Source organism: Candidatus Pantoea multigeneris (assembly GCF_011752615.1).
Lineage (GTDB): Bacteria > Pseudomonadota > Gammaproteobacteria > Enterobacterales > Enterobacteriaceae > Pantoea > Pantoea multigeneris.
Window position 1 is genome coordinate 115,316 of sequence record NZ_VWXF01000001.1, and the last position, 24,629, is coordinate 139,944.

General features: G+C 54.1%; 23 protein-coding genes and 1 pseudogene. 15 read left to right on the top strand and 9 right to left on the bottom strand.

The window, feature by feature from the left end:
• Positions 1-51: 51 nt before the first annotated feature.
• The gene (locus tag F3J40_RS00555; RefSeq protein WP_167011929.1) at positions 52-1,491 is read right to left on the bottom strand and encodes a YchO/YchP family invasin; all 1,440 of its coding nucleotides are present in this window, start codon (positions 1,489-1,491) and stop codon (positions 52-54) included.
• 432 nt (positions 1,492-1,923) lie between these two features.
• On the opposite strand from F3J40_RS00555, the gene F3J40_RS00560 reads away from it, so the two are divergent.
• From F3J40_RS00560 to F3J40_RS00595, 8 genes are all read left to right on the top strand, one after another.
• Positions 1,924-2,415: an SH3 domain-containing protein gene (locus F3J40_RS00560; protein WP_205297159.1), complete on the top strand. Its 492-nt coding sequence runs from the start codon at positions 1,924-1,926 to the stop codon at positions 2,413-2,415.
• An 84-nt stretch (positions 2,416-2,499) separates the two neighbouring features.
• Positions 2,500-3,714 (top strand): type IVB secretion system protein IcmH/DotU, encoded by a 1,215-nt coding sequence (gene icmH, locus F3J40_RS00565; RefSeq protein ID WP_167011931.1) that lies wholly within the window; start codon positions 2,500-2,502, stop codon positions 3,712-3,714.
• Positions 3,714-5,804 (top strand): type VI secretion system membrane subunit TssM, encoded by a 2,091-nt coding sequence (tssM, locus tag F3J40_RS00570; protein WP_167011933.1) that lies wholly within the window; start codon positions 3,714-3,716, stop codon positions 5,802-5,804. The genes icmH and tssM overlap by 1 nt, the downstream gene beginning before the upstream one ends.
• A gap of 22 nt (positions 5,805-5,826) precedes the next feature.
• A complete protein-coding gene (gene tagF, locus F3J40_RS00575) occupies positions 5,827-6,513 on the top strand; it encodes a type VI secretion system-associated protein TagF (RefSeq protein ID WP_167012903.1) in 687 nt (228 codons plus the stop codon).
• A 19-nt stretch (positions 6,514-6,532) separates the two neighbouring features.
• Complete coding sequence (gene tagH, locus F3J40_RS00580) at positions 6,533-7,663, top strand: type VI secretion system-associated FHA domain protein TagH (RefSeq protein WP_167011935.1); 1,131 nt, start codon at positions 6,533-6,535, stop codon at positions 7,661-7,663.
• Positions 7,660-8,436 (top strand): PP2C family protein-serine/threonine phosphatase, encoded by a 777-nt coding sequence (locus F3J40_RS00585; RefSeq protein WP_167011937.1) that lies wholly within the window; start codon positions 7,660-7,662, stop codon positions 8,434-8,436. The genes tagH and F3J40_RS00585 overlap by 4 nt, the downstream gene beginning before the upstream one ends.
• A 59-nt stretch (positions 8,437-8,495) precedes the next feature.
• Positions 8,496-9,449 carry a hypothetical protein gene (locus F3J40_RS00590; RefSeq protein WP_167011939.1) on the top strand — a complete coding sequence of 318 codons (954 nt, stop codon included), beginning with the start codon at positions 8,496-8,498 and terminating at the stop codon, positions 9,447-9,449.
• A gap of 56 nt (positions 9,450-9,505) precedes the next feature.
• The gene (locus F3J40_RS00595) at positions 9,506-10,897 is read left to right on the top strand and encodes a serine/threonine protein kinase (RefSeq protein WP_167011940.1); all 1,392 of its coding nucleotides are present in this window, start codon (positions 9,506-9,508) and stop codon (positions 10,895-10,897) included.
• A 3-nt stretch (positions 10,898-10,900) separates the two neighbouring features.
• Here F3J40_RS00595 and F3J40_RS00600 read toward each other — a convergent pair whose 3' ends face one another.
• Positions 10,901-11,572: a gamma-glutamylcyclotransferase gene (locus F3J40_RS00600; protein ID WP_167011942.1), complete on the bottom strand. Its 672-nt coding sequence runs from the start codon at positions 11,570-11,572 to the stop codon at positions 10,901-10,903.
• A gap of 581 nt (positions 11,573-12,153) precedes the next feature.
• Here F3J40_RS00600 and chaA point away from each other — a divergent pair.
• The gene (gene chaA, locus F3J40_RS00605; protein ID WP_017349030.1) at positions 12,154-13,245 is read left to right on the top strand and encodes a sodium-potassium/proton antiporter ChaA; all 1,092 of its coding nucleotides are present in this window, start codon (positions 12,154-12,156) and stop codon (positions 13,243-13,245) included.
• An 88-nt stretch (positions 13,246-13,333) separates the two neighbouring features.
• Here chaA and kdsA read toward each other — a convergent pair whose 3' ends face one another.
• Genes kdsA through hemA form a run of 6 tightly spaced genes read right to left on the bottom strand, consistent with a single transcriptional unit; the run spans position 13,334 to position 18,644 of the window.
• Positions 13,334-14,188: a 3-deoxy-8-phosphooctulonate synthase gene (gene kdsA, locus F3J40_RS00610; RefSeq protein ID WP_167011944.1), complete on the bottom strand. Its 855-nt coding sequence runs from the start codon at positions 14,186-14,188 to the stop codon at positions 13,334-13,336.
• A gap of 33 nt (positions 14,189-14,221) precedes the next feature.
• On the bottom strand, positions 14,222-15,031 hold the full coding sequence (gene sirB1, locus F3J40_RS00615; protein WP_167011946.1) for an invasion regulator SirB1: 810 nt from the start codon (positions 15,029-15,031) through the stop codon (positions 14,222-14,224).
• A complete protein-coding gene (locus F3J40_RS00620; protein ID WP_167011948.1) occupies positions 15,028-15,426 on the bottom strand; it encodes a SirB2 family protein in 399 nt (132 codons plus the stop codon). Before F3J40_RS00620 ends, sirB1 begins: the two co-directional genes overlap by 4 nt.
• Before the next feature lie 10 nt (positions 15,427-15,436).
• Complete coding sequence (gene prmC / locus F3J40_RS00625; RefSeq protein ID WP_167011950.1) at positions 15,437-16,270, bottom strand: peptide chain release factor N(5)-glutamine methyltransferase; 834 nt, start codon at positions 16,268-16,270, stop codon at positions 15,437-15,439.
• Complete coding sequence (gene prfA / locus F3J40_RS00630; RefSeq protein WP_017349036.1) at positions 16,270-17,352, bottom strand: peptide chain release factor 1; 1,083 nt, start codon at positions 17,350-17,352, stop codon at positions 16,270-16,272. Before prfA ends, prmC begins: the two co-directional genes overlap by 1 nt.
• A 35-nt stretch (positions 17,353-17,387) precedes the next feature.
• Positions 17,388-18,644, bottom strand: coding sequence for a glutamyl-tRNA reductase (gene hemA, locus F3J40_RS00635; RefSeq protein WP_017349037.1), 1,257 nt, complete (start codon positions 18,642-18,644; stop codon positions 17,388-17,390).
• A 217-nt stretch (positions 18,645-18,861) separates the two neighbouring features.
• On the opposite strand from hemA, the gene lolB reads away from it, so the two are divergent.
• The 3 genes from lolB (at position 18,862) to prs (ending at position 21,426) form a co-directional block, all read left to right on the top strand.
• Complete coding sequence (lolB, locus tag F3J40_RS00640) at positions 18,862-19,488, top strand: lipoprotein insertase outer membrane protein LolB (RefSeq protein ID WP_167011952.1); 627 nt, start codon at positions 18,862-18,864, stop codon at positions 19,486-19,488.
• The gene (gene ispE, locus F3J40_RS00645) at positions 19,485-20,342 is read left to right on the top strand and encodes a 4-(cytidine 5'-diphospho)-2-C-methyl-D-erythritol kinase (RefSeq protein ID WP_167011955.1); all 858 of its coding nucleotides are present in this window, start codon (positions 19,485-19,487) and stop codon (positions 20,340-20,342) included. The genes lolB and ispE overlap by 4 nt, the downstream gene beginning before the upstream one ends.
• 136 nt (positions 20,343-20,478) lie before the next feature.
• Positions 20,479-21,426 (top strand): ribose-phosphate diphosphokinase, encoded by a 948-nt coding sequence (prs, locus tag F3J40_RS00650; RefSeq protein WP_017349040.1) that lies wholly within the window; start codon positions 20,479-20,481, stop codon positions 21,424-21,426.
• Positions 21,427-21,514: 88 nt separating this feature from the next.
• Here prs and ychH read toward each other — a convergent pair whose 3' ends face one another.
• Positions 21,515-21,793 carry a stress-induced protein YchH gene (ychH, locus tag F3J40_RS00655; RefSeq protein ID WP_167011957.1) on the bottom strand — a complete coding sequence of 93 codons (279 nt, stop codon included), beginning with the start codon at positions 21,791-21,793 and terminating at the stop codon, positions 21,515-21,517.
• A 258-nt stretch (positions 21,794-22,051) separates the two neighbouring features.
• On the opposite strand from ychH, the gene pth reads away from it, so the two are divergent.
• From pth to F3J40_RS24775, 3 genes and pseudogenes are all read left to right on the top strand, one after another.
• Positions 22,052-22,648, top strand: a complete 597-nt coding sequence (gene pth / locus F3J40_RS00660) for an aminoacyl-tRNA hydrolase (protein ID WP_017349042.1) — start codon at positions 22,052-22,054, stop codon at positions 22,646-22,648.
• A gap of 92 nt (positions 22,649-22,740) precedes the next feature.
• A complete protein-coding gene (gene ychF / locus F3J40_RS00665; RefSeq protein ID WP_017349043.1) occupies positions 22,741-23,832 on the top strand; it encodes a redox-regulated ATPase YchF in 1,092 nt (363 codons plus the stop codon).
• A 212-nt stretch (positions 23,833-24,044) separates the two neighbouring features.
• Positions 24,045-24,455: pseudogene (locus F3J40_RS24775) on the top strand (integrase arm-type DNA-binding domain-containing protein); the annotation flags it as partial.
• Positions 24,456-24,629: the final 174 nt, after the last annotated feature.

Consider the following 24,629-nt stretch of genomic DNA (forward strand, 5'->3'; position numbering starts at 1 on the left):
GGCATTTCCCCAAGCCTGATGTCGCAACATCAGGCTTTATCGTCGCTGCGATTAAGGCCCAGGTGCCAAAATATCAAATTGATTATCATCCTCGCCCTGGTCAAGCTGCATCGGCGGCTGAAGCGCCAGCACAATTTCGTTTGAGGTAACGCGCTGCTGTTTGCTGTCCTGCAACGTCACCGTAAGACGATAACGGTTTGACGCACCGGGCGTATTATCCCATGCGGGCATAATCACCGACCATCCGCTGGTACTGGTGTTGTCTGCGGGGGGTGTCAGGCTCAGCGCCTGCGTATCGCCTTGCCATAGCAGCTTAACAATCGGATTCGCGCTGTGAACCTGTAAAACCAGTTGCACACTCTCCTGCGGATTAAGCTGCCACGGTGGCGTAGCCAGAAATACCGATAAAGACTTGCGTTGACGATACTGATAAACCGGTTGTTCGCTGCGGGTCGCGCGATCTAGCCAACTGCCGCGGAGCGAACGTACTACCGCAACGTTCGCCGGATCTAACATCTGCTGGAGTGAGGCACCAAAGCGATAGTTGAGCTTCAGGCCAAAGACATCCTGCGTTTCCCCGTCACTGCTGGCCTTGTGACTGGCAGAAAAAGTGACTAAAGGAACCGGCGTGTAAGAGACGCCTAACGAGAACGCGGCGGGATTGTGGTACAACGTCCCGCTATTAAACAGATCGATGTTGTCACCGAGGAATTGCTGATAGCTCAGGCTAAAACCTAGCTGACGATAAAAAGGCAAATAGCTCTGGCTGGTAATATCGTAGCCGCGTGCCATCCGCTGCTCGACTCCGCTGCTGCCGCCCCGCCAGCTACTGAGCGGATAATAGTAGTTCGCCGATAAGCGCAGGAAATTTCCCCAGGCTTCAGTCCCCACTGAACCCCGCTGTAAACCACTGCGTGCGCTGCGATCGATAAATGCGTTGTACCCCAGCAGCCAGCTTCCGGCCATCCAACGCTGGCCAAGGCCTGCGCTGCCGACCGGCCCCTGATCGCTTTCACTGATCCCGAGTTGGCTATAGGTCAGAAAGGATTTCCGGTCCTGTAACGGACTGAGTAAGGTGGCTTCAGAACCGGTGAAATTTCCCGCCATATCAACCTGTAAACCAATCTCTGCGGTGCCATACGGCGAAAGTAACGAGGCACCCTCGCTAGCCACCCGCTCAGCCACTTCATCGCGAAAATGGTTAAACGCCCAGACGCTGGCTTCGTGACCAAATGAGTCATCGTCACTGCTCTGCTCACTGGCGGTGGCGATACTCTGCGCAATGGTCGCAAGCTTTTTACTCCAGTCACTGTCATCGCTGCTCGCATCACTGCCTAACTGCGGCAGGCTGTGCTCCATGTGCAGTAAATGTGCGTCACGCTCATCGAAGGACGACGACGAGAGCTTATCAAGGCTGGATTGCCACGCGTTAGCGTGGGTACTAACCAGGAGGAGAAGGAGTGATGAACAACGACCCAACACAAAGCGCATAGCAACAATATAACAGGGAAAAAGTGAGTAATATCGATTACCTTAGCACATCAACCCTGTCCAAATCAGGGTGGTGCGAATATCCGCTGCTCAGGACATGTTTTATCTGAAATATCTGATCAGATATTCACCTACCGAAGCGATATGACAGCGCAAAGTAATAAATGAAATTTACGATTAATTAACACTGCACTGGGCTGAACCTCAGGCCGGCCTGGAGTACGCTGAGTTCCTCAGGGAAACAGTAAAGATAAATTTATAATTCAACTCATTGCCTGATCACACTTTATTCGCCAGAGTTGATTAAACAGCGGCCTGACACGCCTTCTCATGGAGTGCAATGGTTTAAAATCCTAAAAGTCTTAGGTAGACTGAGCACCAGAACTATCCCAATGTTATATGACCCTTTTTTCGATAACGATCATGAGGATTATGGTGAAAAAGCGTCTTATATTAACGCTGATCGCAGTGTTGAGCCTGGCCAGCTGTAAATCGCCACCTGCAAAACCCGCTGACGACACGCTGGTCACCAGTGAAATTAACGGGGTTAAACTGGTCCACCGCTATGCGGTATCCGCCCCTCATGAATTCACGCCACTGAATCAAACCTGGCGTGCCTTGTATGCGGCCTCGGTCATGACTACGCCTGACTACAGCGGTCAGGTGGTGCGTACGCTGGCAAACAGCAAGCCATTCTTTGTGTTAGGCGAGGTTGAACATCACTGGCTGGCGATAGCCGATCAGCGTGATGGGCCGCTCATCGGCTATGTGCCCACCAAAGCCGGGGTCGAAAGCAGCCGTTATGCTGCCACGCTGCGTAACGATCGCCCACGCCCGCGTAAAACGACCCAAGAGTGCGTTAATGTAGGCGGTGATAATAAAGCCTGCCGAAGCAAAAACACCGCGACCTGGATTCTGGACTGATGCCGTCTTGCGGCTCACAACCCGTTTTATTTGTCCAACCCTGTCCGATGAGAGAGCAAATAAGCTCTGGAAGAATGTAACTGAATGACGCAGCAACACAGTGCGCCTGAGGATAAAGTCTCAGGCAGCGATAACCTCTTACTACAGGCTGCGGCTCCGCTGCTGAATGCCGTGGTGCAAATTCGCCAGGCAGCGACACACGACGATCCTGCCAGCCTACGCCAGCTACTGATTGATGAAATCCGTCAGTTTGAGCAGCGCAGCAAACAGTCTGGCTTGCCGTTTGAAATGATCATTGGTGCCCGCTACTGCCTGTGTAGCGTACTGGACGAAGCCGCTGCGCAGACGCCATGGGGAACGCGCGGCGTCTGGTCTGGCAATGGCATGTTGATCACCTTCCATAATGAAAGTGGCGGGGGCGAGAAATTTTTCCAACTGCTGGCGCGCATTTCACAAAAACCGCAAACGCACCTCTGGCTACTGGAAGTGATGCACTACTGCCTACTGCTCGGCTATGAAGGACGCTATCGCGACGCGGAGAACGGGACTGAACAGTGCGAAGCCCTGCGACAACGCCTGGCGCAGCTGATCGCTAATACGCGTAGTAGCGCCATGAATCAGGCAAAACCCCAGGTTGAGGTTCACCCGTTAGCCAGCTCTTTAACGCGTCCCATGATCCCACTCTGGGCCTGCGCTACCGTGGCCGTATTGGTGGCAAGCCTGGTCTATTCTGGACTTAACTGGCGCCTCGGCACTGAAAGTGGCCCGTTACTGCGCACTATTTACCAGTTGCCACTGCCGCAGATTGTCGCGGGCAGAAGGCCAGCTTCACCTCAGGCATTACTGGATCTGCATCAGCGCCTGAGTGACGTGATCGCCGCCGGGCAGCTTCAGGTCAGCGACGGCGCATTTGGCAGCAAAGTCATTATCCCTGCCGATAAGCTGTTTGCCGCTGACGGCACGGTAATCAATCCGGTGGGACGCGCCCTACTGGCGCGCGTTGCGACCGCTATGAAAGATATTAAAGGGACCATTCTGGTGTCTGTGTATACCGATAACCGCCCGGTTCAGGGGCGATTCGCTTCCAGCTACGAATTTTCGTTTGCCCGCGCGCGCGCGTTGGGGCAAGTGCTCAGCCTACAACTGGCTGACAATCACGCCATCCGCACCGAGGGCCGTGGGGACAGTAATCCGATCCAGCCCAATGACAGCAGTGAGAACCGTGCCCGCAATCGTCGGGTAGAAATTACGCTGTTCGCCGCCCCAGAAAGTCAAAATCTCTCTCAAGGAGCGCCGTGATGCGTACTGCTTTTCTAACGCATCGACTGCTGTGGAGTTTCATTGGTGTTGCTGCGTTCTGCTGTGTTATCTGGCTGCTCGGCCCCCTGTTCAGTTGGGGCGAAAGCCGTCCATTAGAACCCACCAGCGGGCGCTGGGTCGCTATCTGCACGCTGATCATACTGTGGTTGCTGTTTAAGCTGTTACCGGCGTTCTGGCGTGCCAGAGCCAACGGTCAGTTGCTCAAACAACTCCAGGATGGACAGAGTGACGAGATACAGGATGTTCAGGCCAATGAAACGCTGCTCACGCAACGGTTTACCGATGCCCTCATCCAGCTTAAACGCCGCCAGTTCAATCGATCGGCACCGGGTGGCTGGCTGGCACGCTACCAAACTGGCTACCTGTATCAGTTGCCCTGGTACATGGTGATTGGTGCACCGGGTGCCGGTAAAACCACCGCTTTGCTCAACGCCGGGCTGGAATTCCCGCTCACCGATAGCCACGGTGAAGCGGCTATTCGTGGTGTTGGCGGTACTCGCCACTGCGACTGGTGGTTTACTGACCGTGCGGTACTGATTGATACCGCCGGACGCTATAGCCTGCAAGAGAGCCAGCGCAACCGCGATGCCAGCGAATGGTCCAGTTTCATCCGTTTGCTGAAGCACTACCGTACTCGCCAGCCAATCAACGGCGTGATCCTGACCGTCAGCGTGGCAGACCTGCTGAGTGATTCTGCCGATGCGCGGTTTGAGCAAGCCAGCGCGTTGCGCAATCGTCTTGAAGAACTGCACCAGCAAACCGGCATCCATTTCCCGGTGTATGTCATGGTCACCAAGACCGACCTGCTGAAAGGCTTTATGAGCTTTTATTCCACGCTGGACAAACAACAGCGCGAGGCCATCTGGGGCTTTACTTTCCCCTGGGAAGCGGGCAAATCCCAGCGTCATGACTGGCATCAGCATTTTAATCAGCAATATTTACGCCTTGAGCGCCAGCTTCAGCAGCAGCTAGCCGGCCATATGGCCAGCTCACGCGACCTGAATCAACGCGCGGAGTGCTTCCTGTTCCCACAGGAGTTCGCTTCGTTACGCCCCCTGTTAAATGAGTACCTTGATGTCCTGTGCTCACCCAAAGAGGAGAACACACGCTGGAGCGTACGCGGACTGTTCTTCACCAGCGGCACCCAGGAAGGACTGCCGTTTGACCGTATCATGGGCCACCTCAACCGTAAATTGCAGATCCCGCAGGAGAGTGGCCAGTCAATTGCCTCGTGGAATACGGTCAACCGCAGCAACCCCATTCCGGGCAATCGCCAGCAGAGCTTTTTTATTCGCGACCTGCTCAACGATCTGGTGTTCCGCGAGAGCGGACTGGCGGGTAGCAATCGCCACTGGGAGTCCCGCAACCAACTGTTCCACTGGATTGGTTATGGCATCCTGACGGGTGCTCTGCTGCTGCTGTGTGGCTTATGGGGGATCAGTTATCAGCAGAATCAGCGCTACTTGTCTTCGATCGTGGAACGCATCCCGCATATTCAAAGTGAAAGTCGTGCAGTGGTGCAGCAACCGTCAGATAATTTGTTTGATCTGCTGCCGTTACTGAATGATTTGGTCAAGCTGCCGTTGTCAGACCACTTCTCCCTGGATAATCCGCCGTTGACGATGCGCGCCGGGCTTTACCGTGGCACACAGATGAGTGATGCGACCTGGAGGCTGTACCAGAATGCGTTGAAATCCCTGTTGCTACCGCGCGTCGCCCAGCAAATTACCAACCTGCTGCGGGATGATAAAGGCGATGATGACAGCTACAGTCGTAATGCATTACGCGCCTATCAGATGCTCTATCAGCCGCGTAACTATGACGGTGCCTTTTTGCGCAGTTGGATCATGCAAAACTTGCAGAAATCGCTGCCTGCCGACATTACCGCACGCGATCTGCAACAACTTGACTGGCACCTCAGTCAGTTACTCGATCAGCAGATACAATCTTCACCTTACGCCAGCGATAACGCGCTGATGATGCGTAAACTGGCGGACAACCTCAAACATGCCGGTGAAACAACTCACCTGGCAGCGGTAGGGAGTGTTCCAGTGCAGGAGAAGGAGTAACCAAGTGAAAAGGGCTAAACATATGACGCCCGGCTGGTACGGTAAATTACCTGCAATGGGCGACTTCCTGCACCAGCGTATGCCAGAAGCCTTGATTGCCCCCTGGAATCACTGGTTTCAGCAGGGGTTATTGCTGCGTCAGAGCGATGAACATGCCACGACAGCAGGCTTTATGCGCGCCCCGGTGTGGAATTTTGTCCTGCCGGTGACGCCCGGCACGCGTCAGGTGCAGATGGGTTGCCTGCTGCCCTCGCGCGATCGCGTCGGTCGCATCTGGCCTCTGCTGGCCTTACACAGCATACCTGCGGATCGTTGGCATCCTGCGCAGTTGCGTATTTCCGGCGAGTGGTTTGATGAACTGGGTGCGACCCTGCTGCATGCCGTGCAGGATGCCCTGCCAGCGGATGCGTTAGAACGCATGCTGCAAAATCAGGTTCCCCTGATGGTGCCGGAAACCCAGCCCTCAGACATTATGGATGTAATTGGCTACGCCGACTTGCCGTGTACCCTGAGCTGGCGGGAAGTGGCGGAAGATTTTAATCCCCGGCTACCGTTTAGCTACTGGTGGAGTAACCGCAGCGATGGCTTCCCGCACGCAACGCACAAACACGGTGGCAATCTGACAGCAGAGCTGTTTACCCTACTTTTTAATCCGGCAGCAGGCGCGAAACCTGGGCGTAATGGCCTCTATCCGCCGATGTTCGAATAGCATGATGATGGGATATCAGATGCAATTTACCCTTGAGAGCGGTGATGAAACCCGGGTTGGAAATACGGTGGTGTTTCACCCCCCTGGTGGCACCATTGGACGCAGCCAGGAGAATGACCTGGTACTGCCTGACACTGCGCGAGCCATTTCGCGTCTACAGGCGCTGATCCATCTTTCGGCCGATGGCGAGTGCCGTCTGACCAATCAGGGCAGTGTGAGCCGGGTAATGCATAATGGCAGCCCTCTGGCGCGCGGCGAACAGGTGGTTCTCCATCATGGCGATCGGCTGGAAATTGGCCATTATGTCATTGCGGTCACCGATCCTGCGCGGGAAGCCGCGATCCGGGATGATCCTCTCGCCCTGTTCGATCTCGCCGACAGCAGCCATGACCCGCTGGAGATGCACGAAACCTTCTCCCCCGCACCGCCACTGGATGAACCTGCGGTGTCGCGTCCTGCTGGCCATGCCGAAGCCCGGTTAGATATCGACCCGCTTCCTGCGACAGCCGTGGCGCAGCAAAACGCAGCCTACGGCGACGCGGATAAGCTCATTGCCGCGTTGATCGCGGGGATGGGTTTGAACAACGGCCAGACGACGCCACTGGATGAAGAACAGATGTATACTACGGGCCGGATGTTGAGCCTGTTTTCTCAGGGAACCGTGGCCCTACTCTCTTCCCGTACCATTCTGAAACGGGGCGTCAAAGCCGACCTCACCATGATTTTAAATGAGGCTAATAACCCGTTTAAAATTCTACCCTCGGGTAAAGCCGCACTGATGCAAATTTACCAGGGCCAGTTCCCCGGATTTATGCCCCCCGAGCAGGCAGTGCGTGATGCATTAGTCGATCTTCAGGCACATCAGCTCGGCATGATCACGGGTATTCGTGCCATCATCGCCGCCATGTTGCAATCCTTTAACCCGCAACGCCTCGAAGAGCAGGCGCGCAATGAAGGGGTATTACCTAAAATTGCCCTCAGCACCGCACGTAAAGCCGCGCTGTGGGATGCCTTTACCCGCCACTATCAGCGCACAGCCGGTGAGATCGAGGATGATTTCCATACCTTGTTTGGTGAGGCCTTCCTGCGCGCCTATGAAATGGAAGTGAACCAGTACAAAGACTCGCAGACGCGAGGAGAAGACGCGTGAAGATTGACTGGGCTATCTGTTCACAACAGGGTGAACGCCCGGAAAATCAGGATCGTTACGCGGCACACGTCACCGAAGATCGCGCCATGTTTATTCTTTGTGATGGTGTCGCGGGTACAGATGGTGGCGCAGTGGCGGCGCAACTGGTTTGCGATACGTTGCTGGAACAGCTCAGTCAGGCACGGTATTTCACTCCCGCGTTCACCGGAGAAGCACTCAAGCAGTGCCAGCAAAAACTACAGCAGGCACAGCGGAGTAATCCGAAATTTTCGCAAATGAGTACTACCGTTGCGGCACTATTTATTGACCGTCTTAATGCTCAGGTATGGTGGGCACACGCAGGCGACAGCAGGGTTTATCACTTTTGCCATGGTGAGCTAAAACAGGTCACCCGTGACCATAGTCTGGCGCAGCAACTGCATGATGCAGGCTATGAAAATTCCGGCATTAACAGTAATTTACTCTATAATGCGCTCGGTATCGCGCAGCCACGTGAGGTAAGCCAGTCACTTCCTTTACCGCTGGAAGATGGTGACGCTTTCATTGTCTGCAGTGATGGCTTCTGGCGTCATTTACCGGGCGAGACCATAGCGCAAGCTCTGCGGATGGTCACCCGTTGTGATGAGTGGCTGACCCTGATGGCGCACAGGCTCGATACGGTTACAAAAAGCGATAACCTCAGTGCGATGGGAATCTGGGTTGGCGAACCAGAAGAGACCACCCTGATTTACTCGCAGGCAGATGCTGAGCAATTGTTGCCCCGTCGCACATAATGTCAGCGCTTTATTGATTGCACCACGCTAATGATGGCGGGGTTTTCCGGAGATTGTTGATGAAAGTGTGGCTGTCCGGCCTCGTGGTCATGTTCCTTGCCTGCAGCGTGCAGGCCGAAGATTATCGTGCGGTCTATTCGCCCCGCCAGGCGCTGGAGGTGTATATCGATAACGTGCAGAGCAATGCGCCAGAAGACTGGTGTAAAACCACGCTGCCGTTGCGCATCGTCACGGAAAAAGAGCAGAGTGTGAGCGTACTTAACGCCTTTCTGCCCCAGGTTGGCCGTTTGCTGGCAAATCAGTGTAGCAAGTTGACCAACCTGCCGTGGCACATGACTAACCAGCAAGGCACCCTCTTAGCCAGTGGCACCGCCCGCAAAGCCCAGGAGTGGGCACCGGTGGTCACAGCAGACAGCACCGCACGCCCTGGCGCCAGTAATGCCGCACCGTTGGATCTCTCCCCGATGGCAGATACCACGCCACTGGTGCGTTTTGACCTGCCCAGCGGTTGCCACTTCCGCACCTGGTGGTCAGGTTCTGACAGCGCGCTGTTCATACCGGATGCGGCACAGAATCGTTGTACATCAGAAGGTTGGCTTCAGGGCGATACTACATTAAGCCTGACCGATGCGGCGCAAAACGTCCCGCTTACCGTGACGTTTGAACAGGGCTATCCGCTGGAAAACCTGCGCAGCGCCACCACGCCGTTACAGGTGGTCTCGGCCAATAATCAGCGCATGATTGTGACGCGCCGCGATGCACAAGAGAGTTGGCTAGTACTCCCGTTCGACAATCAACATCACGTCTGGCGTTTTGATGGCACGCTGCTCATCAAGGCCGCGAAACCCACTGCGCAGCAAACTGACACTGCGCTGCAACAACGTATTGCTGAACAACAGAAACTGTGGTCGGAAAATGGGTTGCCACAGCAGAAAATGCATGTGTTATTGATCGACACCTTACATGCGGATCTGGTTGATCCTGCGATCGGTGCCTGGCGTAACATTGATTAATTAGCCTGCATCGCCCGTAACGCATCGCCGCGTGGGCCATGTTCAGAGAGTATTCTATGTCGGCAAATAACAATACAACGACAATTCCCGGCGCCCTGCCAGCCGGCTTTCGCTTTAATGAGTTTGAGATTCAGGATGTGATTGGCGGTGGTGGTTTTGGCATTGTCTATCGCGCCTGGGATCACCAACTGGAACGCACTGTGGCGATCAAAGAGTACATGCCGGTATCACTGGCGATGCGCTCAGAGCAAGGCCATGATCTGGTGCTGCGCGGTGAACGTTTCCAGAAGCTATTCAGCGCCGGTCTCAACAGTTTTATTCAGGAGTCACGCCTGCTGGCGCGCTTCAATCATCCTGGCTTATTGCATGTGCTGCGCTTTTGGGAGCAGAACGGCACAGCCTATATGTGTACGCTGTATTACAGCGGGATGACCCTGAAAGCCTGGCAACAGCAAAGCCCAGCCACCATTGATGAAGCCTGGATACGCCGCCTCCTGCCTCCCCTGTTTGGTGCTATCAGTACCATCCACCGTGAAGGCTATCTGCACCGTGATATCTCGCTGGATAATATCCAGATTCAGGAAAACCAGTTGCCGGTGTTGCTGGATTTCGGCTCAGCGCGCAAAGAGATTGGTAATCTGTCGGACGAAACCGAGATCATGTTGAAACCGGGTTTCGCGCCCATAGAGCAATACAGCGAAGAGGCAGAAAGCGATCAAGGCCCATGGACCGATATCTACGCGTTAGGTGCGGTATTACATAGCCTGATTGTTGGCACACCGCCGCCAGCCAGCGTAGTGCGCTGTATTGAGGATAGCTACCAGCCATTGACGCAACGTGGGCTACAGGGTTTCTCACTGCCGTTACTGCATGCTATTGACCGGGCACTGGCAATGAAGCCACAAGATCGTCCGGCCACCATTGATGAATTTGCCAGCCTGATCCATTTACCGGTCAGCGATGTTGAAAGCGTGATCGGCAAACTCACGCCTGCCGCAGTAGAACAAACGCCACGCGAGCCGGCAGAACCGGTTGTCGTCGCCATCAATCCCACGGCTCCTATGGCAGAATCCCTGCCCATCAAGCCCGTTCGCCGTCTCTCCCCACTCTTAACCTGCGTGGCTGCGGTGGCGGTATTGGCTGTGGGGGTTACGGTGTGGCTGGTGAAGCGTCAGCCAGCGAATGAGATGCCCCTGCCCGTGACGTCTGCCGCCAGGCCCGTCGCGGCACCGTCATTAGCCACCGTCTACTTACCGCTGGCAGCCAACGAGACGATTACGCTGAACGGGCAAAAGCTGGCCGTCAAAGCCAGCAGCAATGGTTTTGCTGCGCTGAGTCTGCCAGCAGGAGATTATCAGTTTGAAATTGGCAAGGGCAGCAGTGTACGCCGTCAGTCGTTAACCATTACCCATGCCGGTACCTGGCTGATTGCGCCAGGTAAGGGGTAGGACTTATCCGGCCGCACGGCCGGATTGAAGTTGTCGCACCTGCTGTGCCAGCAAGCTGAGGCTCTCTTCTTCCATGCCGCGTTTTGCCAGTTCCTGTTCAAGGGAGAACAGATACTGCGCGTTAGAGCCCAGCGGGCCGGTCGCGTGAGCAATCAGCGGCGCAACAATCGCAGCACAGGAGTCTGCCTCATACAGCGGATGGCGCGGGTCCATGATAAACACCAGAGCCGTCACCTTGCGCCCGTCGTCCAGGGTAAGTTCGCACCAGGTGGGCAGGTAGCAGCCGGTGATCATTTCTCGCTTCCACAGCAGTTCCAGCTCATCGTAGAGATGCGCTTCGGGTAACCGAAACGCCAGCCCGCTGGTTTCACCGCCCTGTTTAAGCGCCAACATTCTGCCGGGATAGTCAGCACTGCCGCGCCCGGCGAGCAGCCGGAGGCAAAAGGCACGATGCCAGCCATTCAGGCGCCCTGCGGCCACCTCTTCCGCCTCGAAAATCGGGTTCCACATCAGCGAGCCATAGCCAAAAATCCACACCGGGCTGGCATCAGGACGGCATGACAGGGTCGCTGCCAGTGATGATGCGCGTTTCTCTGCGCTCCACAGCAAGCTCTCATCAATTTCACCAAACGAGGTTTTGCAGTCAGCTTTTAACAAAAATTCTCGGGTTAACAATGCGACCTCCTCACTCGGTTAAACGCTCTCGCGTTGCTACGTGACTTTCTTATTGCGGTTCAATGACATTAATGCATTTTCCGCAACGCTTTCAAGACCAGACTTATAATCACACAGTAAAGTTATGGGAAAAGCGCATCTACTGCCTAACCCACGCACACAGCAAAACCGGTTTTCAATCCAACAAAAACGCCGTAACGGCGCATTTTTGCTACGCTATGAAAGACTTCCCGCGCCAGAGAGCAATGTGATAAAGCCTGGCCTGACAGGAAAAACCGACCAAACCCCTCTTTAGAGGATTTACTTATACCATTATGATTTTTGTCGCTATCAATACGTATCAAGGCGCGTGAAAAGCGCAGAAAAGTGCGCAATAAACATAAAATTAAAAACATAACTTACTGATTAACCATCATGGCGAGGAGAAAACAGGACAAAAAAGGCGTTACAGGGAATAAAACCGTCAAGAAGTAAAAAACCGTAAAGCTTCCCCAGCAAAAACACGGTTGACGTTACACTTATGCCGCTTAACCTGGCACGTACAGGTAACCGGTTCCGCGACCTTGCACCGAGGAGAGACCATGGCCGCACATGAAAAGACCCGTCATACCGAATACTCCCTGATTTTTCCGTTGGTAACGCTCGGCATTCTGAGTTTTCTTACCGCCCCTCACTCACTGCCCCTGCTGATTGGGGTTAACTTGCTGGCCCTGGTCGCCATTTTGAGCAGTGCTTTCAGCGTCGTCCGCCATGCGGATGTGCTGGCCCACCGCCTGGGCGAACCCTATGGCTCACTGATTCTGAGCCTGTCGGTGGTGATCCTTGAAGTCAGCCTGATCTCCGCCCTGATGGCCACAGGCGATGCTGCCCCCGCGCTGATGCGCGATACGCTCTACTCCATCATCATGATTGTCACCTCAGGGCTGGTGGGCTTTGCTCTGCTGTTGGGCGGGCGCAAATTTGCCACGCAGTACGTGAACCTTGCCGGGGTAAAACAGTATCTGATCGCCATTTTCCCACTGGCAATACTGGTGCTGGTGTTCCCGAATGCCCTGCCCGGCGGTAACTTCACCACCGCGCAGGCGCTGATCATTGCCGCCATTTCTGCGGCAATGTACGGGGTATTCCTGCTGATCCAGACCAAAACGCACCAGAGTCTGTTTGTCTATGAACATGAAGATGACAGCGATGATGGCGACCCACACCACGGTAAGCCTTCGGCACACAGCAGCCTGTGGCACACGGTTTGGTTGATCGTCCATCTGATTGCGGTTATCAGCGTTACCAAAATGAATGCCAATACGCTGGAAGGTTTACTCACTGAGTTGAATGCGCCGGCGCAGTTCACCGGTTTCCTCGTGGCGTTGCTGATTCTGTCACCGGAAGGTTTAGGGGCGATCAAAGCCGTCCTGGTTAACCAGGTACAGCGTGCGATGAACCTGTTCTTTGGCTCCGTACTGGCGACCATTTCACTGACGGTTCCGGCGGTCTCGATTATCGCTACCCTTACCGGCCAGCAGCTGGTCTTTGGTCTTGAGCCACCACAGATGGTGATGATGAGTGCGGTTCTGATCCTGTGCCACATCTCGTTTTCTACCGGACGTACCAACGTCTTAAACGGTGCCGCGCATCTGGCCCTGTTTGCGGGCTATCTGTTGACCATTATGCTCTAGGCACAAAAAAGAAAAGGACGCCGAGGCGTCCTTGATACTTCCTGAAAGCCCCGGCAACCGCGTGCAGGGGCTTTTTTTATTCTGCCGATCAGTTGCTGGTATCCAGCTCCGGGAAACTCTTCACCAGGTCATCAATGGCTTTCATCTGTGCCAGGAATGGCTCCAGCTTATCCAGCGGCAGTGCCGATGGGCCATCACACTTGGCGCTGTTCGGTTCCGGGTGCGCTTCAATAAACAGACCGGCAATACCCACCGCCATACCGGCACGCGCCAGTTCAGCCACCTGAGCACGACGACCACCGGAAGCAGCACCGAATGGATCGCGGGTTTGCAAGGCGTGGGTCACATCGAAGATCACCGGGCTGTTGCCGCTGACGTTCTTCATCACGTTGAAGCCCAGCATGTCGACCACCAGGTTGTCATAGCCGAAGTTGCTACCACGGTCGCACAGGATAACCTGATCGTTGCCACCTTCGATAAACTTATCGACGATATTGCCTACCTGGCCTGGGCTAACGAACTGCGGTTTCTTGATGTTGATCACCGCGCCGGTTTTCGCCATGGCTTCCACCAGATCGGTCTGACGGGCGAGGAAGGCTGGCAGCTGAATAACATCAACCACGTCGGCAACGGGCTGAGCCTGAGAGGCTTCATGCACGTCAGTAATGATTTTTACGCCAAACGTCTGTTTCAGTTCCTGGAAAATTTTCATCCCCTCTTCCAGGCCTGGGCCACGGTAAGAGTGGATAGAAGAACGGTTCGCTTTGTCGAATGAGGCTTTAAACACGTACGGAATACCCAGTTTTTGGGTAACGGTCACGTAGTGTTCGCAGATGCGCATGGCCAGATCGCGCGACTCCAGCACGTTCATCCCACCAAACAGGACAAATGGCAGATCGTTTGCGACCCGAATATCACCAATGTTCACGACTTTTTGCGACATGTTCAGTCCTTAATAATGTTCATTATGCGCCGCTTAGTGCAGCGTAACCTGTTTGTGTTCAATCGCGTTGATCTGCACTTTAATCATCTCACTGACCGGATCTTCCGGGCACTGTTCAACAAAGTAGGTCAGATCGTTCAGCGCGATGTGCTCGCATTCCAGCTGAGCGTAAATCAGCCCGCGATCGCGGATTTCGTACGGATCTTCCGGGTCAATCTGGAGCAGAACCTTGCTGACGTTCAGCGCCAGCTCCATCTGCTTCTCATCCATCAGCGCGGACTTCAACGTATCGAGCATTTTGCGCATGACGTTAACCGTGCCGGCTTCATCCAGATCGTCTTTATACAGTTGTGCGAGCGGGCTGATATTGCCTTTCAGCCACACTTCCAGCATATGCGTATCCAGCGTTTCACCGTTGAACGGATTAATCAGCCACATCTCTTCATCCAGCCAGTCAGCCCGCAGGATCAACTGGGTGGGGAAAATCACCGGCATCAGCGGCAGTTCCAGCTCATGAGCGATGTGCAGTAAAATCACCCCGAGCGACACCGCTGTACCTTTACGCGTTTGCAGCACGTTATCCAGCCACAGCACGTCAGAGAGATTATAGATACCACTGGCTCCGCCAAAGCCCCACTTCTGATAGAACAGCTCCAGTAGCTTATCTAACTGCTGATCGGCTTCCTGTTCACTGCTGACATATTCCCGTGCTTCTGCCACCAGTGCCGCTAACTGCTGTTCCGTGCCGCTCACTGAAAAATCAGTGCGAATGGCGGCTGTTGCACCAATGACCGCTTCACTTAGCCTTGCATTGGTAAAATCTAACTGTTCGAACGAGGTCATACACTCCCCAAAATCGGCATTTTTGTCACCGCCAGGTCAATTACGACCATTACCGCTAACAGTGCAACCACACCGCCTACCCAACGCGTTTTGGTACTACGCTGGCGACGGCTCAATGCCACAGACGCTAAGGCGATGTAGATGATAACCGCTATTAGCTTCTCCGTCAGCCAGCTTCCCTGTGGGGAGAACGGATAAAAGTGCGTGATCAGCACCAGCAATACGCCGGTAAGCAGCAAAAACGTATCATTAATGTGCGGCGCAATGCGCACCCAACGGCGCTGTAGCATGACAGAACCCGTGCGCTGCCAGTAAAAACGCAATAAGAACAGGCTGACAGTAATGAAAACGGTCAGAATATGAAGGTTTTTAATCAGAGGATACCAGGTAGCCATAAAAATCCTGTTAACGGGGGGATTGGGCCAGCGTAACGCGTGGATTACCACCGTAATCGGCAACGGTCTCAATAGCGCGATAGCCCTGCTGCTGCATCAATTGTTGCACCGCTTCAGCCTGCTGCCAGCCATGCTCCAGCAGCAACCAGCCATCGGGTTCAAGCCAGTTTACCGCCTGCACAATCAGCAAACGCAAATCGGCGAGGCCATCTTCTTCGGCCACCAGCGCACTCAGCGGTTCAAAACGGACATCGCCCTGGCTGAGATGCTCATCCAGGCTATTGATATAAGGGGGATTACTGACAATCACGCTGAAGCGCGTGGCGGGAAGTGCATCAAACCAGTGGCTCAGACAGAACTCAGCATTGGTTAACCCGAGCTGTGCAGCGTTTTCCTGTGCCAGTGCGACAGCAGCAGGAATGCGGTCGACGCCGGTGATCTGACAATCCGGCCGTTCGCTCGCCAGCGCCAGCGCTATCGCGCCGGTGCCAGTGCCCAGATCCAGCACCTTGACCGGCGTGGACGGCAGACGCAGCAGCGCCTGCTCAACCAGCACTTCAGTATCCGGACGGGGAATTAACGTGCTGTTGTTAACGCGTAACGGCAATGACCAAAACTCACGCTGCCCCACCAGATGCGCAACCGGTTCACCCTGCGCGCGGCGCGCCAGCAACTCAGCCAGCTGCGCCTGTTGAGTGGCGTCCAGCGGGTGGTCGTCAAACGCCACCAGCCAACTGCGCGATTTGCCGGTGACGAACCCCAGCAAAATCTCCGCATCACGTTTCGGGCTTTCACCGCCCGCCAGCACTGCTATCGCCTGCTTTAACCAGACGCGGATTTCCATCAATCTTGACCAGCCAGAGCCGCCAGCTGATCCGCCTGGTACTCTTGTACAATCGGCTCAATCAGGCTATCCAGCTTCCCTTCCATGGTTTCGTCCAGACGGTAAATGGTCAGGTTGATACGGTGGTCGGTGACACGGCCCTGTGGGAAATTGTAGGTGCGGATACGGTCGGAACGGTCGCCACTGCCTAACAGGTTACGGCGCGTTGAAGCCTCTACCGCATGGCGTTTCGCCATTTCGGCTGCGTGGATACGCGCGCCAAGTACCGCTAATGCCTTCGCTTTGTTTTTATGCTGCGAGCGCTCATCCTGACACTCCACCACAATCCCGGTTGGTAAGTGGGTAATACGAATCGCAGAATCGGTGGTGTTAACGTGCTGACCACCCGCTCCCGACGAACGGAAGGTATCGATTTTCAGATCGCCGGCATTGATTTCCGGCAGCTCAGCTTCCGGTAACTCCGGCATCACCGCAACGGTACAAGCTGAAGTATGAATACGCCCTTGCGATTCGGTTTCTGGCACACGCTGCACGCGGTGACCGCCAGACTCGAATTTCAGGCGGCCATAGGCACCTTCACCGGTAATACGGGCAATCACTTCTTTATAGCCACCGTGTTCGCCTTCATTGGCGCTCATGATCTCTACACGCCAGCGCTGTGTCTCGGCGAAGCGGCTGTACATACGGAACAGATCGCCTGCAAAAATAGCGGCTTCATCACCGCCGGTCCCCGCACGAACTTCAACAAAGCACGCGCGCTCATCATCGGGATCTTTTGGCAACAGTAACACCTGCAACTGCTGCTCCAGCTGTTCCGCCGTCTCACGCGCCTGAACTAACTCTTCATGCGCCATTTCACGCATCTCAGGGTCATCCAGCATCATTTGGGCGGTTTCGATATCTTCCTGAACCTGCTGCCATTCGCGGAAACAACGGGTCACGTCAGTAAGCTGTGCATACTCACGAGATAAGGCGCGAAAGCGTTCCTGATCGGCAATCACACCGGCATCACCCAGCATAGCTTCCACTTCTTCGTGGCGCTCTTGCAGAGCCTCCAGTTTGGCAACAATAGACGTTTTCATGTAATAGAGGAATTCCCGTGAAAGGTGGTAACAGCCTACTCGAGACCGAGGCTGTCACGTAAAATCTGTAGCCGCTCAGTATCGCCGTCGCGGGCGGCCTGCTGCAAGGACTTCGTGGGGGAGTGAATCAGACGGTTAGTCAGCTTGTGCGCCAGTTCCTGCAGGACCTGCTGCGGATCGGCACCCTGTTGCAGGGCTAACAGCGCACGACTTTCCAGCTCAGCACGAATGTCATTCGCCTGGGTGCGATACTCACGGATGCTGTCTACTGCACCCTGCGCCCGCAGCCACGCCATAAATTCACCGCACTCTTGTACCACGATGCTCTCAGCCTGCAAGGCGGCGGCTTTGCGTTGTGCCATATTTTGTTCGATGATCGCCTGGAGGTCATCCACGCTGTAAAGATAGGCGTTCGGCAATTTGCCGACCTCCGGTTCAACGTCACGCGGAACTGCGATATCCACCAGCAGCATCGGCTGATTACGACGCGCTTTCAACGCGCGCTCCATCATTCCTTTACCAATGATCGGTAACGGGCTGGCGGTGGAGGAGATCACGATATCCGCTTCGGCCAGACGGGAATCAATGTCCGCCAGGCCAATCACTTCTGCGCCGACTTCTTCTGCTAACAGCTCCGCGCGTTCGCGGGTACGGTTAGCAATCATTAAATTTTTCACCCGGTGTTCACGCAGATGGCGCGCCACCAGTTCAATCGTCTCACCTGCACCCACCAGCAGCACGTTTACATCCGACAGCGATTCAAAGATCTGCCGTGCGAGCGTACAGGCGGCAAACGCCACTGACACCGCATTAGCACCGATATCGGTTTCTGTACGAACACGTTTCGCGACTGAGAAGGTTTTCTGGAACATGCGTTCCAGCTCACTGTTGAGTGAGTGGCCGCGTTGCGAATCGGCAAAGGCTTTTTTCACCTGGCCGAGAATTTGGGGTTCCCCTAACACCAACGAATCCAGACCGCTGGCCACGCGCATCAAATGGCTGACAGCGGCGTTATCCTGATGCCAGTAGAGGCTTTTACGCACATCCTCTTCCTGCAGCTGGTGGTATTCACACAGCCAGTGCACCAGTTGCTCACGCAGATCGGCCTGCTGTTCCACGCTGAGATAGAGCTCGGTTCGGTTGCAGGTCGATAAAACTACGCCACTTTGTACTCGAGGTTGAGACAGCAGGCTATTCAGTGCCAGCTCCAGTGATTCCGGCCCGAACGCAACACGTTCACGAAGGGCAACAGGGGCAGTTTTATGGTTGATTCCGAGAGCAAGCAGCGTCATGGTGATTCGATATGGGTCGTGTTGGCCCAATAATGTCAGGGTTTTGTGAGAGGCATTCTACAAGATGCAGCAGATCAAGAAAAGCCATACAAAGGCTATGACTGTAATAAGATTAACCAAATACACACAAACTGATGCAGAACAGCATTGACTGCTTAAATGCGAATGTTTAGCGTTAATCGCTATGAATTAAAAACGTGTCTGAGGAGATGACCACGTGAAGCTATATTCCCCGCGCACATTATTGCGCCTGTTGCCCCTCGCCAGCGTCTTACTGGCTGCCTGTACCCTGAACCAGCCGCAAGGCCCAGGCCCGGCAGTCACCGCGCCGCAGTGGCAACAGCATGAAAAAGAAGTGAAACAACTGAGCCACTTCGAAACCCGTGGTGCTTTTGCTTACATCTCCAACCGCCAGAATGTCTATGCCCGCTATAACTGGCAGCAGACCGCCGCCGACCGCTATCGCCTGCTGCTGACCAACCCTCTGGGCAGCACCGAATTACAGCTGGATGCCCAGGGCAGCGTGGTGCAGCTGGTGGATAATAAAGGCAAACGTTATGTCAGCAACGATGCAGAGAAGATGATCTCACAGCTCACCGGTATGGATATCCCGCTGGCTAACCTGCGTCAGTGGATGTTGGGTCTGCCGGGTGATGCCACCGATTACCAGCTCAACGACAAATTCCAACTGCGCAGCCTGAACTACAGCCGCGATGGGCAGCAGTGGAAAGTGGTGATCAGTGATTACCGTACCGATGTGACCCCTGCACTGCCTGCCACCCTGGAGCTCACGCAAGGTCAACAGCGCATTAAGCTGCGTATGGATAGCTGGAAACTGCAATGACAATTCGCTGGCCCGCTCCTGCAAAGCTCAACCTGTTTCTCTACGTCACGGGCCGTCGTCCTGACGGCTACCACAATTTGCAGACGCTGTTTCAGTTTCTCGATTACGGCGACCACCTGCAAATTACCCCGAACAGCAGCGGCGAGATTCGGCTGGCTACCCCGGTGGCGGGCGTCGCAGAGGCAGATAACCTGATTGTCCGCGCCGCAACCTTGCTGAAAACCCAGGCGCTGGCACAACAGCGGCTGGCACCTGACGCAGGCGCGCTGATCTCCGTAGAGAAGATTCTCCCGATGGGCGGTGGGCTGGGTGGTGGCTCATCCAATGCCGCCACTGCGTTGGTAGCACTGAACCATCTGTGGAAAGTCGGTTTCACGCCCGATGAGCTGGCTGAATTTGGCGTTCGCCTCGGCGCGGATGTACCGGTGTTTGTGAAAGGCTATGCCGCTTTTGCCGAGGGAGTCGGTGAACAGCTACAACCTGCTCATCCTGCGGAAAAATGGTATTTGGTCGCACACCCTGGGGTAAGTGTTGCAACACCGTTAATTTTTAACGATCCTGATTTAACAAGAGATTCGCCTGAACGTTCATTAGAGACGCTTTTACATACGCCTTTTAGCAATGATTGTGAGCATGTCGTAAGAAAACGTTTTCGCGAGGTTGATGCACTCGTTTCCTGGCTGCTAGAATACGCGCCGTCGCGCCTGACTGGAACCGGTGCTTGTGTGTTTGCTGAATTTGACACCGAGGCCGCTGCTCGTCAGGTGCTAGATTTTGCCCCGGAATGGATAACAGGATTTGTGGCGCAGGGACAAAACGTCTCGCCCCTGACTCGTACCCTTTCCGGGATTTAGGCGAATGCGTGACAGTGTCACCACGTTCCAGACACTGCACGTTTCGCATCAACTACCCGTATGAACGGCTTTACGCTATGCGCGGGTAAATCGTAAAGCCGTTCATTCTCTGGACGCAAAGCCTGAGGTTATTCTCGTGCCTGATATGAAGCTTTTTGCTGGTAACGCCACCCCGGAACTAGCACAACGTATTGCCAACCGCCTTTACACTAGCCTCGGAGACGCCGCTGTCGGCCGTTTCAGCGATGGTGAAGTAAGTGTACAAATTAACGAGAATGTACGCGGTGGTGATATTTTCATCATCCAGTCTACCTGTGCCCCAACCAATGATAACTTGATGGAGCTGGTGGTGATGGTCGACGCACTGCGTCGCGCTTCTGCAGGTCGTATTACTGCGGTAATTCCTTACTTTGGCTATGCGCGTCAGGACCGTCGTGTCCGTTCTGCTCGTGTGCCAATCACCGCAAAAGTTGTGGCTGATTTCCTGTCAAGCGTGGGTGTTGACCGCGTACTGACCGTTGATCTGCACGCTGAACAGATTCAGGGCTTCTTTGATGTCCCGGTTGATAACGTATTCGGTAGCCCAATCCTGCTGGAAGATATGCAGCAGATTGGCCTGGAAAACCCGATTGTGGTTTCTCCAGACATCGGCGGCGTAGTGCGTGCCCGTGCCATCGCTAAACTGCTGAATGACACCGATATGGCTATCATCGATAAACGTCGCCCACGCGCTAACGTTTCTCAGGTTATGCACATTATTGGTGACGTTGCAGGCCGCGACTGCGTCCTGGTTGACGACATGATCGATACCGGTGGTACGCTGTGCAAAGCCGCTGAAGCACTGAAAGAGCGTGGTGCTAAGCGCGTGTTTGCCTATGCAACTCACCCAATCTTCTCAGGTAACGCGGTAGAGAACCTGCGTAAATCCGTGATTGACCAGGTCATCGTGTGCGATACCATCCCGCTGTCTGACGAGATGAAAGCCCTGCCAAACGTCCGCACCCTGACCCTGTCTGGGATGCTGGCCGAAGCGATTCGTCGTATCAGCAACGAAGAATCCATCTCTGCGATGTTCGAACACTAAGTCCTGTTCAGACTGAGCAAATAAAAAACCGGGTGATTAAACCCGGTTTTTTTATGCCTGAAGCACTGCGCCGTCACCACGGAGAGGCTTAATGGCTGTGAGGCGATCCACGACGACAACGTTTATCACCGTAATGGCGAATCCAGTAATAACGGTCTTCAACTTTTTCTCGCCCGCTAATACGCGCTCCCGCCAGCCACATCAATGCGCCAATAAAAATGGCAAACATTGCGCCGTGATTGATCATCTCAGGCAGATGCGCAGAAGGTAACTGGTTAGCAATGGAGAACAGCAGCCCGAGAACCATGGTTGCCAGACCGATACACATCAGCGCATTACCTGCTGTACGAGTATGATGACGTTTCATCGTCGACCTCCTTAAAAGGTGCAAAATAAATCGCACGTAATGTTAATCTGCCATAAGTTTAGGCAATGACATGACGTAACATTGCGTCGACGATCACATTTCCAGCAGATAAGCTGACGCAACCTTACAGTTACCCGCCTAATTTCATTCAGTTTTCATTAATCACCCCAGGCAACCGTTTAGTGGTTTCAGCCTTTGTCATCCCCCGCCGTGCGCAGTACACTATCGCCCTTTCTTCTTAAGTGCAGGACAGAGATTGTGAGTAGCATTAAACTGATTGTCGGGTTAGCGAACCCCGGAGCTGAATATGCCGCCACGCGCCACAACGCGGGTGCCTGGTATGTGGATCTGCTGGCGCAGCGCTACAATCAGTCCTTAAAAGAGGAAGCGAAATTCTTCGGCTACACGGCGCGCCTGAATATGGCCGGGCATGATGTCCGCCTGCTGGTGCCAACCACCTTTATGAACCTGAGTGGCAAAGCCGTGGGCGCGATGGCAACGTTTTATCGCATCGAGCCAGAAGAGATTCTGGTTGCCCATGACGAGCTGGATCTGCCACCGGGTATCGCTAAATTTAAACAGGGCGGCGGTCACGGCGGTCATAACGGTCTGAAGGATATTATTAGCCGTCTGGGCAATAATAATAACTTCCACCGTCTGCGCGTCGGCATCGGCCACCCAGGCGATCGCAACAAAGTCACTGGCTTTGTGTTAGGCAAACCGCCTTTAAGCGAGCAAAAGCGCATTGATGACGCCATTGACGAAGCGGCGCGCTGCACTGAAGTGTGGCTAAAGGAAGATCGTTTGAAAGCGATGAACCGTCTGCACGCCTTTAAAGCCAGTGAAACGCCCTGAAACCTGCATTTATGTGTATAATGCGGCAAAATTTTTATTCATCCCCAGCATGACATTACGGTGTTGTGCTCATCAGTGAGAAAGGTATATCCATGGGATTCAAATGCGGTATCGTAGGCCTGCCGAACGTCGGTAAATCCACTCTGTTCAACGCGCTGACCAAAGCAGGCATCGAAGCGGCTAACTTCCCCTTCTGCACCATTGAACCAAATACCGGTGTAGTACCGATGCCCGATCCACGTCTGGACAAACTGGCAGAGATCGTGAAGCCACAGCGTGTGATCTCCACCACCATGGAGTTCGTTGACATCGCCGGTCTGGTGAAAGGCGCGTCTAAAGGTGAAGGCCTGGGTAACCAGTTCCTGACCAACATCCGTGAAACCGAAGCCATCGGCCACGTGGTGCGCTGCTTCGAGAATGACAATATCATCCACGTTGCGGGCAAAGTGGATCCAGCCGAAGATATCGATACCATCAACACCGAGCTGGCGCTGTCTGACCTGGATACCTGTGAGCGTGCGATTCAGCGCGTGCAGAAGAAAGCCAAAGGTGGCGATAAAGACGCCAAAGCTGAGCTGGCTGCGCTGGAGAAGTGCCTGCCACAGCTGGAACAAGCCGGTATGCTGCGCGCCCTTAAGCTGGACGCAGAAGAGAAAGCCGCGATCCGCTACCTGAGCTTCCTGACGCTGAAGCCAACCATGTACATCGCCAACGTCAACGAAGACGGTTTCGAGAACAACCCATATCTCGATAAAGTGCGTGAAATCGCTGCCGCCGAAGGTTCAGTAGTGGTTGCCGTGTGTGCCGCTGTAGAGTCTGATATTGCCGAACTGGAAGATGAAGATCGTGCAGAATTCATGGCTGAACTGGGTCTGGAAGAGCCAGGTCTGAACCGCGTAATCCGCGCCGGTTACGAGCTGCTTAACCTGCAAACTTACTTCACCGCTGGCGTGAAAGAAGTCCGCGCATGGACCATCCCAGTAGGCGCTACCGCGCCACAGGCTGCCGGTAAAATCCACACCGACTTCGAAAAAGGCTTTATCCGCGCACAAACCATCGGTTTCGATGACTTTGTTACCTTCAAAGGCGAGCAAGGCGCGAAAGAAGCCGGCAAAATGCGTTCAGAAGGTAAAGAGTACATCGTTAAAGATGGCGATGTAATGAACTTCCTGTTTAACGTCTAAGTCTTTTTTGGGTCGGATGAGGTTTTATTGAATCTCATTGATGGCTGGGAAAGTGTAAAATTAAAATCCACGCGGTTGCGTGGATTTTTTGTTTTATGAAGCCCCATTTCGTCAGCTCGTAGTCAAAAATGGGTACCTACATGAGTTCGGGATTCTTTCGTCCCGATTATAAGTGGGCACAATAACGGGTCAGTAAATAAAAAAGGATTGTTATGGTCACTGATATGCAATACCGCATTGCCAAGACAGAAGAAATTTCTATCGGCTCAATGATTTCAATAGCCTCTACATCGAAGTGAACCGATTGGCAAAGAGTCATGGCGCTACCGGCTTAAACTCAACGTCAAATCTAGAATGTTGCACTGGCTGAGTATTAGACGGTCAGACCTCCCGAAGCTTGTGAACAAGCGCGTAAGAAAGTCGCGAATGGAGTTAGCCTGACACAGGTTTATCAGTTAGATAAGCAAAGTCAATGACCCATCCAACACCTTTGAGCTAATCGCCAAAGAGTGTTTGCAGATGAAGGACTGGGCCGAAATTACCAAAACTCGGCGACTGAATATGCTGAACGTGTGGTTTTCCCCGCAATCGGTAAGCTCCCAGTCCGAGAAACCACACCACATTCTTGAAATTCTTCAGGGTCCATTTTTTGCCACAAGCGGAAGTAGCTAACAGCACTTAGTGTTGATTCACCGGGAGCAGGTCATCTGCGATATTTTTTGTATTTCTCTGTATTTTAATATAATTATTAATTTTTATGATGCGAGAAGGATTTTTCCGCTTGCAACAAATCATTA

What these genes read in the sequence shown, in the direction of transcription:
- F3J40_RS00555 (WP_167011929.1), bottom strand. Translation starts at nt 1,491, where the DNA reads ATGCGCTTTGTGTTGGGTCGTTGTTCATCACTCCTTCTCCTCCTGGTT.
- F3J40_RS00560 (WP_205297159.1), top strand. Translation starts at nt 1,924, where the DNA reads ATGGTGAAAAAGCGTCTTATATTAACGCTGATCGCAGTGTTGAGCCTG.
- icmH (WP_167011931.1), top strand. Translation starts at nt 2,500, where the DNA reads ATGACGCAGCAACACAGTGCGCCTGAGGATAAAGTCTCAGGCAGCGAT.
- tssM (WP_167011933.1), top strand. Translation starts at nt 3,714, where the DNA reads ATGCGTACTGCTTTTCTAACGCATCGACTGCTGTGGAGTTTCATTGGT.
- tagF (WP_167012903.1), top strand. Translation starts at nt 5,827, where the DNA reads ATGACGCCCGGCTGGTACGGTAAATTACCTGCAATGGGCGACTTCCTG.
- tagH (WP_167011935.1), top strand. Translation starts at nt 6,533, where the DNA reads ATGCAATTTACCCTTGAGAGCGGTGATGAAACCCGGGTTGGAAATACG.
- F3J40_RS00590 (WP_167011939.1), top strand. Translation starts at nt 8,496, where the DNA reads ATGAAAGTGTGGCTGTCCGGCCTCGTGGTCATGTTCCTTGCCTGCAGC.
- F3J40_RS00595 (WP_167011940.1), top strand. Translation starts at nt 9,506, where the DNA reads ATGTCGGCAAATAACAATACAACGACAATTCCCGGCGCCCTGCCAGCC.
- chaA (WP_017349030.1), top strand. Translation starts at nt 12,154, where the DNA reads ATGGCCGCACATGAAAAGACCCGTCATACCGAATACTCCCTGATTTTT.
- kdsA (WP_167011944.1), bottom strand. Translation starts at nt 14,188, where the DNA reads ATGTCGCAAAAAGTCGTGAACATTGGTGATATTCGGGTCGCAAACGAT.
- sirB1 (WP_167011946.1), bottom strand. Translation starts at nt 15,031, where the DNA reads ATGACCTCGTTCGAACAGTTAGATTTTACCAATGCAAGGCTAAGTGAA.
- F3J40_RS00620 (WP_167011948.1), bottom strand. Translation starts at nt 15,426, where the DNA reads ATGGCTACCTGGTATCCTCTGATTAAAAACCTTCATATTCTGACCGTT.
- prmC (WP_167011950.1), bottom strand. Translation starts at nt 16,270, where the DNA reads ATGGAAATCCGCGTCTGGTTAAAGCAGGCGATAGCAGTGCTGGCGGGC.
- prfA (WP_017349036.1), bottom strand. Translation starts at nt 17,352, where the DNA reads ATGAAAACGTCTATTGTTGCCAAACTGGAGGCTCTGCAAGAGCGCCAC.
- hemA (WP_017349037.1), bottom strand. Translation starts at nt 18,644, where the DNA reads ATGACGCTGCTTGCTCTCGGAATCAACCATAAAACTGCCCCTGTTGCC.
- ispE (WP_167011955.1), top strand. Translation starts at nt 19,485, where the DNA reads ATGACAATTCGCTGGCCCGCTCCTGCAAAGCTCAACCTGTTTCTCTAC.
- ychH (WP_167011957.1), bottom strand. Translation starts at nt 21,793, where the DNA reads ATGAAACGTCATCATACTCGTACAGCAGGTAATGCGCTGATGTGTATC.
- ychF (WP_017349043.1), top strand. Translation starts at nt 22,741, where the DNA reads ATGGGATTCAAATGCGGTATCGTAGGCCTGCCGAACGTCGGTAAATCC.